The organism is Nostoc sp., from assembly GCF_036917615.1.
Lineage (GTDB): Bacteria > Cyanobacteriota > Cyanobacteriia > Cyanobacteriales > Nostocaceae > Nostoc.
Map to the genome: position 1 here is coordinate 86,977 of NZ_JBALCZ010000059.1, position 14,298 is coordinate 101,274.

The 14,298-nt window shown below is 41.2% G+C and carries 13 protein-coding genes; 7 read left to right on the forward strand and 6 right to left on the reverse strand.

The features are described 5' to 3' along the window. Nucleotides 1–56: 56 nt before the first annotated feature. The gene (locus tag V7K85_RS20380) at nt 57–491 is read left to right on the forward strand and encodes a hypothetical protein (RefSeq protein ID WP_334815958.1); all 435 of its coding nucleotides are present in this window, start codon (nt 57–59) and stop codon (nt 489–491) included. Between the two features lie 789 nt (nt 492–1,280). On the opposite strand, the gene V7K85_RS20385 is transcribed toward V7K85_RS20380, so the two are convergent. Further along, entirely contained in the window at nt 1,281–3,704 is a 2,424-nt protein-coding gene (locus V7K85_RS20385; protein WP_334815960.1) for a choice-of-anchor D domain-containing protein, read from the reverse strand. 551 nt (nt 3,705–4,255) lie between these two features. On the opposite strand from V7K85_RS20385, the gene V7K85_RS20390 reads away from it, so the two are divergent. The 4 genes from V7K85_RS20390 (at nt 4,256) to V7K85_RS20405 (ending at nt 6,813) form a co-directional block, all read left to right on the forward strand. Continuing rightward, entirely contained in the window at nt 4,256–4,474 is a 219-nt protein-coding gene (locus V7K85_RS20390) for a hypothetical protein (RefSeq protein ID WP_334815962.1), read from the forward strand. 58 nt (nt 4,475–4,532) lie between these two features. After that, nucleotides 4,533–5,354, forward strand: a complete 822-nt coding sequence (gene thiD, locus V7K85_RS20395) for a bifunctional hydroxymethylpyrimidine kinase/phosphomethylpyrimidine kinase (protein ID WP_334815964.1) — start codon at nt 4,533–4,535, stop codon at nt 5,352–5,354. Nucleotides 5,355–5,523: 169 nt separating this feature from the next. Next, complete coding sequence (locus V7K85_RS20400; protein WP_334815966.1) at nt 5,524–6,132, forward strand: hypothetical protein; 609 nt, start codon at nt 5,524–5,526, stop codon at nt 6,130–6,132. Between the two features lie 342 nt (nt 6,133–6,474). After that, complete coding sequence (locus V7K85_RS20405) at nt 6,475–6,813, forward strand: P-II family nitrogen regulator (protein WP_012410794.1); 339 nt, start codon at nt 6,475–6,477, stop codon at nt 6,811–6,813. A 508-nt stretch (nt 6,814–7,321) separates the two neighbouring features. On the opposite strand, the gene rdgB is transcribed toward V7K85_RS20405, so the two are convergent. Next, nucleotides 7,322–7,906, reverse strand: a complete 585-nt coding sequence (rdgB, locus tag V7K85_RS20410) for an RdgB/HAM1 family non-canonical purine NTP pyrophosphatase (protein WP_334815968.1) — start codon at nt 7,904–7,906, stop codon at nt 7,322–7,324. 79 nt (nt 7,907–7,985) lie between these two features. Next, on the reverse strand, nt 7,986–9,422 hold the full coding sequence (locus V7K85_RS20415; RefSeq protein ID WP_334815970.1) for a phosphoglucomutase/phosphomannomutase family protein: 1,437 nt from the start codon (nt 9,420–9,422) through the stop codon (nt 7,986–7,988). A 361-nt stretch (nt 9,423–9,783) separates the two neighbouring features. Between V7K85_RS20415 and V7K85_RS20420 the strand changes: the two genes are divergently transcribed. Together V7K85_RS20420 and V7K85_RS20425 are read left to right on the forward strand one after the other, a co-directional pair. Then, on the forward strand, nt 9,784–10,089 hold the full coding sequence (locus V7K85_RS20420) for a hypothetical protein (protein ID WP_334815972.1): 306 nt from the start codon (nt 9,784–9,786) through the stop codon (nt 10,087–10,089). Between the two features lie 239 nt (nt 10,090–10,328). Then, nucleotides 10,329–11,711 (forward strand): caspase family protein, encoded by a 1,383-nt coding sequence (locus tag V7K85_RS20425; RefSeq protein WP_334815974.1) that lies wholly within the window; start codon nt 10,329–10,331, stop codon nt 11,709–11,711. 200 nt (nt 11,712–11,911) lie between these two features. Here the strand turns inward: V7K85_RS20425 and V7K85_RS20430 are convergent, their stop codons facing one another. From V7K85_RS20430 to V7K85_RS20440, 3 genes are all read right to left on the reverse strand, one after another. Next, nucleotides 11,912–12,388, reverse strand: a complete 477-nt coding sequence (locus V7K85_RS20430) for a plasmid segregation centromere-binding protein ParR (protein WP_334815976.1) — start codon at nt 12,386–12,388, stop codon at nt 11,912–11,914. 5 nt (nt 12,389–12,393) lie between these two features. After that, entirely contained in the window at nt 12,394–13,545 is a 1,152-nt protein-coding gene (locus V7K85_RS20435; RefSeq protein WP_334815978.1) for a ParM/StbA family protein, read from the reverse strand. Between the two features lie 239 nt (nt 13,546–13,784). Beyond that, on the reverse strand, nt 13,785–14,298 hold a 514-nt coding region (locus V7K85_RS20440; protein ID WP_334815980.1), incomplete at its 5' end, for a DedA family protein.

Sequence of the window (14,298 nt, forward strand, 5' to 3'; positions counted from 1 at the left end):
TAGACTTTGCACTTTTAGTTACAAGTTTCACTCCCGATTCAGGACTTTTTTAAACGATGGAACGTGGTCTTTTGTGGTTGCCCCTATTAGTAATGTTTTTCTGGTTGGCTTGGCAAGGCTCGAAGGAGTATCAAAAAGTCGAAGCCTATCGCGCTTGGGCAGAGCAATTTGAACGGGCTAAGTACGATATTTATTCAGTGTTAGGTCAAAAAGGCAACAATCTAACTTGGGGAAAACCCACACCTGAAGGGCCAATTCAACTAGAAACGTTCTCTTTGCTTGATGTTTATCAAATAAATCTTTTGGTAGATGACAAAGAAGTAGATTTAGAAAATATACCAGAGAAAGGTAGTTCTATAGAGTTAGAATTTCTATTTTCCGAATCTACTAGTTCAGTGCGGGTTCCGTTTACAGAAATCCCTTTGGCAGCAGAATGGGGGAAGTTTTTGCTCTCTAGATTACAAGACTTGCGATCGCAACAAAATCAGTAGTTATTTGGGAACTCCAAAAAATAAATTATCTTTCTTTATCCACTCAACGTGACTTCATTCCCTTTGTCCCTTTGCAATGGGATGTTTTTTATTTGGAAGTCCCTTTAACCAGTTGTGTAGGGGCACTGCATAGAAAATCTTTACTTTTGGTTCATCAGTTAATTTGAGCCACACTCTGCCTCAAGCATGTATTGCCTTGATAAGTTATAAAGCGCTCTAAAAGTGACTTCAAGGGAAATGAGCGTTTCTAGTAGAGCGATCGTCGATGACGAACCTGTATTGTTTGGAATATCATGTGTGCGCTCATCGGTGGTGGCAGTTTGAGTGGCTGTCCCTGTGTCATATCTGCGATCTCTAGAAGCAAATCTGTCTCCCCAAGCTGGACAACAGCAGATCAGATCAAGTTTGCTACTATCAGTCCGGTAAAACAAGTTGCTTGCGTAAATTTTTTTGCTGGCATTAGTTTCTAACTCACATCCGATACCATCAGTCTTTTTTAGAAGTTTTCTGCTATTAGCCGGGGAAGAAATTCCCCGGTAATTGTTGGGATAAGACTGGTTGGCGAATTCTCAGAATTCCAAGTTTTTATTTGGAAGTTTCGAGTTTTAAGCTTGAAGTTTCGAGTTCTCTGATCGAATGAATAGAAGTTGCGGTCATCTTGACAGGGATTAAAGTGTAGAGAAACCCCATAAAATGAATTTAGTTGCTCAATACCAAATCTTTTCTCTCTAGTTATTCCCGTACACACATTTACCCACTCTGACGAGGCTTGGTCATCCCAAAACATAATCAAATAGTTATAAAAGTCGTAGAAGCTTGAGCCAAGAGCGTTGACGCACTAACCCCATCCAACTTCGCCAACACTTGATTATCAGAACTATCCAGAATCAAAGCTTGACTTCCTTGGTTCTGTATCGACAATTGACCAAACCGAAGACCACCTGATAACCCAAGCTTGTCCCTACCTACTTCAAAGTCAGTAATGGAGTCTGTACCCTCACCAGAAGCCAATACAAAGGTGTCAACACCATAGTTTCCGGTAAGCACATCGTTGCCTTTACCACCGTAAAGCCAGTCGTTACCTTCACCCCCAATGAGTTGGTCATTGCCAAGACCGCCGAACAGGGTATCGTTATCGTTATTACCATATAGCTGGTCATTGCCATTATTGCCGTAAAGCAGGTCATTGCCATTATCGCCGTAAATCCGGTCATCTGGGTCGCCTCCGGAAAGTCGGTCATTTCCTGAAGTACCGAGGATAGCAGCAGCGGGTCTAATTGTGCCCTTAATAGCAAAGTCAAAGGAGCTTTCGTTACTATCATTGTTGTCTAAAATGAGGCTACCACCATAGTCACCAGGTGTAATGGTATCGAGTGCCACCGATATGGTGGTGGAATCATTAGCAGCCACGCTCTTCGGAAGAGTACCGACCAAACTAAATCCGTCGGGAAGCTTGAGATTATTCAAGTTAAGTGCGGCTGTACCGGTGTTCTTAATAGTAAAGGCTTTAGTCAGGGTGTTACCAGCACTGGTGTTGCCAAAGCTAATGGCGGTGGTGCTGCCATCTGCAATGTTATATATGCCATTGAGAACTTGAATTTCTGGAGCAGGAGCGGGTTTAACTGTGCCACTAATCGCAAAGTTAAAGGGGCTTTCGTTACTATCGTTGTTGTTTAAACTAAAGCTACCATTATAAGTGCCGGCTGTAGTGGTATAGAGTGCCACTGATATGGTGGTGGAAGCATTAACAGCCACGCTCGTCGGAAGAGTTCCGACCAAACTAAATCCGTCGGGAAGTTTGAGATTATTCAGGTTGAGTGTGGCTAGACCGGTGTTCTTAATACTAAAAGTTTTGGTCAGGGTATTACCAACAGTGGTGTCGCCAAAGTTAATCGGGGTGGTGCTGTCATCTGTAATGTCAACTGTGCCATCGAGAACTTGAATTTCTGGAGTAGGGATGAAGCTGCGGGGCGCTTCGTATGCACCCATATCAATCACTGCGCTCCCATTACCATCGCCATCCTGGGGAATATTCTTAGTGATGCTATTGTAGGCATTTGAACCAGTATCGATCGCAGGACTTCCAAGTTTGAGCCTAAAGTCATTATTGGCAGCATTAACAAACAACGGATCTTTACCCAAAATAAAATTAGTTCCTGTTTTGCTGTACTGATCAGTGTTGTAAATCAAATTATGATCAGCTGTGATTTCTTTTGACGAATTAGTCACAACTAACGAATTACCATCTTTTTTGGCATAGATGATATTATTCAACACTTGTGTATTAATTGCTTTATTGATAAGAATCTCACCATAACCTGCTAAGTGAGGGTCTTGTGAATTTTGGTAAGCTGTGTTGTTGACTACATCTACATTAGCAGTGTTAAATACCTGGATACCCGCTCCACCATTATTATAAGAGGTGTTATTAGTAATTAATGTTTTCCCCTTATAAGCCTGTCCATCTAAACCTAGAACATTTCCATTATCAACCATAATGCCATTCCCTTCGGTGACTTCTCCAGCTGTCAACCAAGGAATGTAATTGTAATTATCGTGCGTAATGTTTCCTCGAATAATGTTTTTATAATCGCTTGTATTGTCATCTGAGTTATAGTTTCCAAGTAATGAAATTCCTTGGGTTCCATACAAGGAATACCACCCACATTCAGATACGATGTTGTTCTCAACGGTGATATAATCTGCTTCTTTTGTTGAGATTCCTCCGCCGGAAAACTTGGAGACATTATTATCTCGAAAAACAAGGTGATTGGAATGCACTCCCGTTGAGTCGGGTGATGCGTAAATGCCGTTTCCATTTGTCAGTGAATTGTTTGTGTTTTTCTCCTGGGATTGTGCATACTCTAGAGTAATCTGATCATTAGCTCCAACAAGTGTCAGACCTTGAATCACGATGTAGGAAGAGCCTGTGATCGCGATCGCATTGGAATTGGCCGATTTGAGCACAGGATTGTGACCAGGATAGGCAGCGAATGTGATTGGTGCAGCTTCTGTGCCGTGTTTTTGATTGATACCAAGGATTGGGTTGCCAGGGTATTTACTCTGCTCGTAAGTACCATTCATCACGTAGACGGTATCACCTGCCTTTACCAAGTCGGCAGCTTGTTGAAGGGTGCGAAATGCTTGATCCTCTTTCAAGCCATTATTTTTATCATTGCCTGTTCCAGAAACGTAGTATGTTTTGCCAGCCATAGGTTTACTCCGAATGTGTGTAAGGGGAATTGGTAGTACAATTTCAGCAACTTTTTTCAGTTGCTAAGTAGTTATTTAAATGCGTCATCTATCTGGACTTTTCAGGACAGTCACAGTTGTCCGATCGCGACTTGAAATCGCATCGGTTGTAAAAACGCTGTTGTAAAACTGAAAATTTTTTCTCCTGTCAACCGATGATGGTTAAACTAGGAATGTCAATACCATCAATCGTCAGTGTTTTGATTGAGGGTGATCGGACGATTAGCGCCTAGATAAGGCAGCGCAAAGTTGAAGACGTTTCCTCTCTTCTCTGGGCTTGTTGTTAGACCTTTAACTTGAGGAATTAATGTAACAACTTAGTCGAACCTGTTTTAAACGGTGTAACTGAGCCTTGGGAACTCATGTATTAAAACTAACCTTTAAAAAGGGAATTAAAACCAGTAAATACCCCTGTTATGGTAATTTTTTTTACAACAAAATACAAAATGTATGCAAGTATCGTGGTGGAGTCCTATTAATTTCCAGAATGATATGGGAATGGAGAGCCCTTTGTGCAAGGATTTGATGAAGTTTATCTAAAAATTTTTAAAAAAGCCATGCTTTCTGGTGCGTTTGCTACGCATAGCTTGCTTCCCGTTCGCAAAGCATCCGTAGGGAAAGGTACGGCGGGCTATTCGGTGTCGCCAAGTAACGACCATCTCGCCAGTAACAAGGTTGCCGTAAATCTTTGTTGTTGCGATCAGGCACGAAGGAAGAGGGTTTTAGCCTAGTTGATCAATCTTTGAGATAGTTTGGTTTGATGCCACCAACTTACTTAATCTTCATAATATGAAAACTGAAATAAACTCCAGAATACCCGTTGCTTTAACCATTGCTGGTTCAGATAGCGGTGGCGGTGCAGGAATTCAAGCTGATTTACGCACCTTTGCTTTTCACTGTGTCCACGGTACTAGCGCTATAACCTGCGTCACGGCACAAAACACTCTAGGAGTGAGGAGGGTTGATGCCATGCCCACAGAGGCTGTTGTGGCCCAAATTCAGGCAGTAGTTGAGGATATAGGCATACAAGCTGCCAAAACGGGAATGTTGCTCAATCAGGAAATTATCTTTGCTGTTGCCCAGCAGGTGGAAGCTTTACAAATCGATAATCTAGTAGTTGATCCAGTAATGGTGTCACGTACGGGGGCACAATTGATTGATGATGATGCGGTGAAGACTCTTTGCCATGCCCTGATTCCCAAGGCGGTTATCATCACGCCCAATCGCTATGAAGCCCAGATTTTGAGCGGTTTACAAATCAATTCCTTGGAGGATATGCAAGCCGCTGCTGAAATTATTCACAAGACTTTACGGACAAAGGCTGTTTTAGTCAAGGGCGGAGGTATGCAGGGAGATATGCGTGGCGTTGATATCTGGTTTGATGGGGAGAAGTTGGAAGTTTTGACTTGCCAGCAAGTAGAGACAAAAAATACCCACGGTACTGGTTGTACACTATCGGCTGCGATCGCTGCTAATCTGGCTAAGGGAAAAGACTTGTGGCAAGCAGTGCAACAGGCAAAGGAGTATGTGACTACTGCACTCATTTATGCCCTAGATATTGGCGAAGGGCAAGGGCCTGTAGGACATTTCTTCCCATTGTTACGAAATTAACCTTGTTGGCAGTTATCAAGCTGTTCACTGACCATATCCAAAATGTAAATAAGAAATCTTTGCCCTTTCGGCATTTTTCTATTATTCTTGGGCATAGTTTCAGGGCTGACTATCTTTGTTAGCATCTCTGTACGATCTAATTACCTTGATTTTTAATACCAAGCCCCCGATGCGAACAACCATAGGTTCTGTTCACAGGAATTTGCCAACACCGACTACTCAAGCCTACCCTCCCTCTGTACCACTATCTGTATACAGGGAATTGTCAACGGAGTTGCAAGCAGCACAGGCAAGGCTAAATGCACTCACCACCCAAAATCAGCAATTAGCACAAGAAAATCAACTACTACGCCAAGAAATTACCAAAGTCGTTGAGTCTTTTTCTCACTTGCAAAAGTTTGTGGATTCCCATGTTACACCTAGTTATCACCAAGCTACCCAAGCTTCTGGCGATGTTAAAAGTGCCGCCAAACAGCCAGTAACCCAAGCGCGTCCACCTCAGCAGGTTTCTCGTTCGCGTCCACCCGTTGTGCCCAAAGCGCCACCCGAAAAAAGCCGCCGCCAAGACTTTTCTACACCTGTAATGGAAATGAATTTCCCGATACCAGAACCAGTTTTTATAGAAGAGCAACAAGTAAGTTATTATTCCACTACTGAGCCAGATGCCAAGGAAGTCAGTGGTTGGTGGTTAATTATCACTATCTTGTTAATCATGCTTACTGCCTTTAGTGCTGGATATTTCGTTGTGCGTCCTTTGTTTGAACATCAGAAACGTTAGTTGACACTTCCACAGTCAGCAGCAGGCTTTCGGCCTACTGAGCAATTTGTCTGCAATCACTCTCTAAATATCTGAACATATCTGCTAGACAGCAGAATTTATCTATTTTTAAGTTATAAAAGCTACATAAAAGGCTAACTTGACCGCAACTTCTTTATGTTAGAACCTCAAAGATTATCCAATTAATAAATCCTTACCGCTTCTCATGTCCCAAAGCATCTAAACTTTAAAAAAGTGGTAATTATTACATATGTTTTAGGAAAAGCACTGCTAGTTACAGCTTCAGACAGCGGATCTGGTTAGATATATAAACGAAGCTAGTAGAAGTCAGGAGTCAAGAAGATGAAAAAAGTAGAAGCTATTATCCGCCCATTTAAGCTAGATGAGGTAAAAATTGCTTTAGTTAACGCTGGTATTGTTGGCATGACTGTTTCTGAAGTCCGGGGGTTCGGACGCCAGAAAGGTCAAACTGAACGGTATCGCGGTTCTGAGTATACCGTTGAGTTTCTGCAAAAACTGAAAGTGGAAATCGTAGTTGACGACAATCAGGTTGATATGGTAGTAGACAAAATTATTGCCGCTGCCCGCACTGGTGAAATCGGCGATGGTAAAATTTTCATCTCGCCTGTTGAGCAAGTGATTCGGATTCGTACCGGGGAAAAGAACACAGAAGCAGTTTGAGTACTAAATACTGAGTACTGAGTGGCAGTATAGTGGGCTTTGCTGAATAGTAGAATGAAATATATCAAAAATCTTAATTTTAAGATAGTTTTTCATTTCTTAAATCAGCAATGCCTTTTATTGAGTTTGAAATGGACATAAATAAAAGTAAGAAATAGCAACGAAAGTTTTTTACTTATCCCTCTTCTGTCACTTTCCTCACAGAAAAAGATGAAATCCTTGCTACACAAGAGTTTCATCATAAAGCAATGATGATGTTTATAATAGTAGAAAATAAAGCCACAAACCTAACCCTAGTCTAAGGTTTAAACATTGCTTTTGATTTTTGTTTTCGGAGAGTGACAAAACAGGGATAATCAAGCAAGATAAAACCATATTAACAGGAGGTTAAGCTTATGTCTTTGCTTTCCATTTCTCTAGTCCATCCAATTTTTTCAATTTCTACATAATTATTTTGAAGTCAATTTAAAACGAGTAAAGCCAAATAGTGACTTATCTTCTCCCTAACTCAGGACTCATGACTAAACAATGTGTCTAGTTGCGGAAGTAAAGCAGCAAAAGCTTTGCCTCGATGACTGATTGACCTCTTGATTTGTGGCGTCATCTCAGCAAAGGTCAATTGCAACTCTTGCACATAAAAAATTGGATCGTAGCCGAAACCAGTATTACCACGCGGTGCGTAGAGAATTTCGCCGCGACAAATACCTTCAGATTGTAATACGATCGCACCATCAGGACGAGCGATCGCTACTGCACAAACAAATTGAGCTTGCCGATTGACTTCGTTACCTAATTCCCTCAATACCCTAGCAATGCGTTCTGAGTCGGTTTTGGCGTAACGTGCAGAATATACCCCTGGTGCGCCATTTAGGGCATCTACTTGCAAGCCCGAATCATCAGCAATTGCCCAGTTTTCTGTGGCTTTAGCAATTTGTGAGGCTTTCAAACAAGCGTTGGCGGCAAAGGTTTCGCCCGTCTCTTCAATTTCCAATTCTTCAGGTTTGAGGGTTAATTCCCAACCAGAATTTGTCAGGTAAGCTTGCATTTCCCGCAATTTACCGGGATTTCCTGTGGCGACTACAAGTAATGTCATGAATTACGAATTATTAATTAGGAGTGATGAGTTATGAGTTAGGAATTAATAACTCCTAACTCTCAACTCCTCACTAATTTTACTCCGCCCACTGTTTCGCCCAAGCAAGAGTTTGATGCACTTGCTCAATTGTCGGGGCTTCGCAGTACAAGCGTAAAACTGGCTCAGTACCGCTAAACCTAATCATTAACCAGCTTTTATCAGCTAGGCGATATTTGTAGCCGTCAATTGTTTGGCAATCAATCACTGCTAACCCTGCAATTTCTATTAAGGGTTGAGTTTGTAGTTGTTGCAAAAGGCGCGATCGCACTTCCATACTTGCTAAGGGTAAATCAATGCGATCGTATGCTGAACTAAACCCTGTTTGTTTCTGCAAGTGGCGATAATATTCACCTAAATCCAAACCAGATTCTACGATCGCCTCTAGGACGTACAATGCCGACAACAGTGCATCGCGTTCGGGAATATGGCTGCCATAGCCGATTCCTCCCGACTCTTCGCCACCCAGCAACACTTTTGCTACTAACATTCTGTCAGCGATGTATTTATAACCAACTGCTGTCTCAAATACTGACAGGTTATGTTGTGCTGCTACAAGAGGCATCAAGTCGGAACCACTAACAGTTTTGACTATTTCACCAGTAAAGCCGCGCCGCAGGGTTAAGTGGTCGATTAATATCGGGATTAATACTTGAGAACTTAAGAAGTTGGCTTCTCCATCCACCGCTGCAATGCGATCGCAGTCCCCATCAAATACCAACCCCACCGTTAAACCTGATTTATCAGTTTCTCGGTGAGTTTTGATGACTTCAAATAGCTTTGAAAGGTATTTAGGTAAGGGTTCCGGCGCACCGCCACCAAAGAGGGGGTCGCGTTCACTGTTGATTTCTTTGACCCCATCGCCTAGTAGTCTCGCCAATCCACTAGCAGCAGCGCCATGCATCACATCGGCAAATAAGGTTAATTTACCAGAGGCGATCGCTTCTCGAAGTTTGGCGATATCAACTTTACCTTCTAACGCTTGTGTATAACTGGGCCAGGGATCGAATTTTTCTTGCTTGCCTGGGGTAGCTGCTAGTGGTACTCCAACCGCCAACTGCGCTTCTATTTCTTTTGTGACTTCTGGCGACACCGATCCACCAAAATAACCTTTGACTTTTAAACCTAAATATGCACCCGGATTATGGCTGGCTGTAATTACCAGTGCCCCTAAAGCATTAAGTTGTTTTGCTGCCCAACTATAAGCTGGGGTTGGAGCATAACTCTCGCTCAGTAGCACATCAAATCCGACAGCGGTGACAGTATCGGCGACAGCACGAGCAAAATCTTCAGCCATGAATCGGCGATCGTAACCAACAATTATTGTCCGGCTACCCACCTGAGAAAAATATGTATCATATAATACTTTTGCGGCAACTGGCGCGACCAGGGCTAGACGTTCAAAGGTGAACTCGTCACCAATAACGCCCCGCCAGCCGTCTGTACCAAACTTGATTGAGTTAGCTACAACTGGCATCTAGGTATCCTAACTGTCTACTTGAGGATTCTAGCATTTATACAGTGTGCAGAGTAAAAAAAGAATCTAGTAATAATATGTACTGATAATATTCGCCTGTTTTAACACAAAAATGAGCGAATTTGTGCATATAAAGATGTGTAGACGAGCTTGTTGTAGACATCGCTTTGATCCTTCTAAAAGAAATCAAACGATAAATCTGATCCTTTTGTCTATTCATTAAACAAGGTTTTTGTCAAGACTGTTTTATATCTATTTGCATCAATGAAGTCACTTCGATTTACTAAATGTAGTTGATTTGTCATATACACTGTATTAATATTTGAAGCAAATCAACTAAAATTTTAGGATTGCAGAAGTAGTGTTGTTACTAAAAATTATAACGATAAAGAATTTGTTTTTTACGACTTTAACAGGAGTAACTCTGCTATTAAATTCCGCTGTAGTAGCGCAGATATCTCAAGTTCAAAGTTCAGCATCTTCTAGAATTTTGCAAGAAGCTAATGTTAGTAAGAAAATGAATTGGGGAATCAGAACAGCTTCTCCTCCTTTTAGCTTTGAAGATACACATAAACACTTACAAGGTGTTTGCACAGATTTAGTAAGTTTACTGGATAAATATTTAAAGGAAAATAAATTCGTCACAAAACAAATGATGTTAATATAGTCAAATACCCACTTCCTATTGAAAAAAGGTTTGAATTTACTCGATATCCTTACGAGAATAATCTTCATCTGGCTGGCGAATGTGGTTCTGATTCCATTAGGAAAGACAAACCAAAGATTAAGTTTTCTGATAAATTTTTTACAAATAAAACTATATTTATTATACGTAAATCTCAAAAGGATAAATTTAATAATACGCCATATAATAATTTTCCTAATAATTTCAAACTGAGAATTGGAGTGATTGATGATACTACAACAGCTAGTAGACTTGAATCGTTCTTTAATGAACTGATTTCACATGAAGTAGATATCGTAAGGTTAAAGGGTGGTAGGGCAGGTGCTATTGATGATCTTTTAAATGATGAAAAAAAACTTGATGCATTAGCTACTGACGAAATTTTGACAAAAGACTTCTTAAAAGACTTAGAAGTAAAAAAACCAAATGAATTTTACATTGATTCAGAGTTAATGATTGGGTACGAAAGTTATAGATTAATACTGCCAAGTGATGATAATGAATGGGTAAACATTATCAACAATTTTTTGAGCAGGAAGAAAAATGATATACAGATACTAATTCACAAACATATTAGTGATTCAAATTTCCCAGCTTATAAACAAAATTCTCAACCAAATGAACCAATTGTTATTAATATATCTCGAACTAATTTGATAATTTTATTTATAGGATTATTAACACTATCTGGCTTAAATGGTTATATAGTTTATATGTATTGGGTTAAACGAAAAAATTCACTATCAACAAGTAATCTTGACCCAAAAACTTCTACATTTGCTCATGGCTATGCTTTACTTATTGGTGTTGGAGAATCTGCTTATCAGCCTTTATCCTTACCAGTGACTGTCAAAGATGTTCAAGCACTTCATCAAGTTTTAGTTGACCCCAATTTTTGTGCTTATCTTAATGACTCAGAGCATGTTCGGCTTTTATACGATCAAGACGCTACACGTACTAAAATTTTGGAAGAATTGAACTGGCTCAAAGAACAAGCGGAAGCTAACCCAAAAGCTACGGTAGTTGTTTACTATTCAGGTCATGGATGGTTTAGTAAAAGTCAAAATCGTTACTACTTGTTACCACATGATATTAACCCTTTCGACCTTGAAAACTCATCTTTAAGTGCAGAAGAATTTACTAATGCTTTGCGCCAGATTAAATCTGAACGACTCCTGGTTATCATTGATAGCTGTCATGCAGCAGGAATGGCGACAGCTAAAAAAATTCCTTCTGACTTTGAGGAAATTCCTATTCCAAAAAGCGTCGTTAATGACTTAAAACAAGGTAAGGGTCGGGTGGTTTTTACTTCATCTCAAGGAGAAGAAAGTTCTTGGATTAAACCTGATAAACAAATGAGTATTTACACTTACCATCTCATTGAAGCGATGAAGGGAGAAGCCAATCAGGCTCATGAAAATTTTCTCAAGATTTCTCATCTAATGAAACATCTCAGTGATAAAGTACCTAATAGCGCTCGTACTCTGTGTCAAAAAGAACAGACTTCTTTTTTCAGCATTGAATCTGAAAACTTTCCTGTTGCTTTACTAAAAGGTCGCCATCCTAGCAAAATGATAAGAGGTCTGAAGCAATCACCTAATTAAAAATTACATAAAATCTGTTTGCAAATTAAATTTTGCTATCGGATAACAGGAATATTCTCCTAATGATTTGCCATTGTCAGCGATCGCCCCATCTACACAAATCTCAATAATCACATATATAAATATTAATAATCCTTAATAGTATTAACTATTAAGGATTGTTAACATGAGCAAAAACTGCTCACAAACCTGATTTTTCCTTAAAAATCATCAAGAAACTGACTAAGGCGACTGATTACGGGGTCAACCTCTTGAGGAGGGGTAGCAACAGTATAAGAAGTATTATTTACTACTTCTAATTGACTTGGAGACGGAATGAACGAGCGATCATTGGCTATGAGCGCCAATTGTGCAACTTGTTGAGAAAGTTGCAGGAGATGATGTTCCATCGCCTCCAAACGATTAGATCCCTTGGCAAAAAAACGTTCCTCAAGTCCAGCCACTTGACGTTGCAGTTCACCGATTTGTTGTTCAATCGGTGTTGTTGCTGCTGTTTGTGGAGCAGGTTGTACAGCCGGTACACATAAAGATTGCCACAAGGCTTCTTTACAGAGGTCGCTGAAAGTCTTGTCTGGTTGTTTTTCCAAATAACTTTCTACTTGCGCTAACAAGCTTTCATCAGCAAGCTCTGGGTTGAACGTGACGGATTTAACTACCTTTTTTGACCATTGGAACATCAGCTTTATGCCCTAGCAGCGCGATTGGAGGATAATTGTGCCTCTCCATAAATATACTGCCCCAAAGCATTTGCCTGTCGGGAAGGTGCTGCTAAATGAGCATTAATCTTTGCTTCCTTGAGCAGACGTTGAACGTCGTCCCAGAAGAACTCACCACCTCCTCCAGTGAGAATCACATCGGTGACGCGTTCTGGCAACCAGGCTAGCACACGGCTACAGATTTCGCGCGAAAACATCTCTGTGAGGTTGGGAAGAAAATCGTCTAGATTGGTGGGCTTGCTAGCGCCTTTAGGACGGTAATAGCGTTCACCTCTGGGTTTATTCACAGTGGAAATCAGCGCTAGAGATTGACTATCTGCTCCCTCGATTTCGGCGGACACCAATTCATAAAACTTATTCATGCCGAAGTCTTCGCTCTTAGAAGCACCTCTGGCAAAACGGAAGTTATCTACCATCAAAAGATCGACGGTTTGATGTCCAATATCAACGATCGCCACCGATATTTTTGTAAAATCGGGACTGCCAGGACTTTTCTTCGGTTGAGCTTCAGACCACAGCAGGCTACCGTAACCCTCTGGCATTACCCATACCTTACTGACATTCAGCGACACAGATTCGCCTCGGAAGTTCAACACATGAGGACCACCTACTTGGCTAATCAACTGGGCTTTTTCCTTTTCAAATTGCTCTAAGGAAAGAAAAGGCAGACCTAGTACGACTGAGATATCCTCTTTGAGTTTGAAGTAGCCAGCACTTGCTAACACTTTTACCAGTGCAGCTTCTACCTTAGATTGTCCGACTCCTAAATTCGCCCCAAAATCTGCTGCCAATTGACCAACAGCATATCCATTTCCTTGATACTCCAGCCACAAATCCATTAAGGGGTCAGTAGCTCTGGCTTCAAAAACACCGCCGCGTACTTGTTCTATTGACATCTGCTTCACATTGGCAGGTACGAACACCACATTACCGGGTTCACGACTCACACAAGTTTTTGTGGAAGTTCTGCCTAAATCAACACTGAGAATGGTTTTCCCTGGAACACCGCCTGGCTTGGGAGGATTATTATTATTAACAGCATTGATGGGAACTGCCGCTCTATTCATGGGTATAGCAGCAGCATTGATGGGGTTAGCAGCGGAAGGTTGGTCTGTCATGAAAGCTCCTAGTTCAAACTTAACTGTAAAAAGTTGTCATGCTCATCTTACAAAAATGCGAGCAACCAGAAATTCTAGGTTGCGTCAAGTGTAGCTAGAAATACGCCAAAAATTAATTCCGGCGATACCTCCGATGGGCTTTGCCAACGCACATCTAGTATTATTTGGCATAGTGTAGGCGAATTTTGGCCAGATGTAACCCCTGCTTTTACTACTTTCAAACCAAAAGCGTCCGTGTTTCATCTTCTAGTACGTCTTAACTGGCGCTTGAATATCCAGAAAACAAATCCTAAAACCAGACCCCCAAGTACGATTTTGGATACAGGAGCAAGGTACTTGTCCACAAGTTCATACTGACTACCCAAGGCGTATCCTGAGTATGTTAGCAAACCCACCCAAGCAGCGCTACCTAAGGTTGTGTAAAACAGAAATGGTAGTAAGGGCATATTGCTGATCCCTGCGGGAACAGAAATCAAGGTGCGGATTCCCGGTACAAGGCGGCCAATTAATACTGCTTTTCTACCTTGTCCGTCAAACCACTCTTTGGCCTTGGTGATATCTTTACTGGATATAGCCAACCATTTACCATACTTATCAGCCCAAGCTTTCAAACGGGTTTCGCCCAAAAGCTTACCCGGATAATACCAAATAAGTGCGCCCAATACGTGCGATTCGTTGATTAGTAAATCACGGTAACCAGTCCGTAAATAGCTAATCCAGCCCGACAGCAGATTACTGTCACTAAAGGCTGAA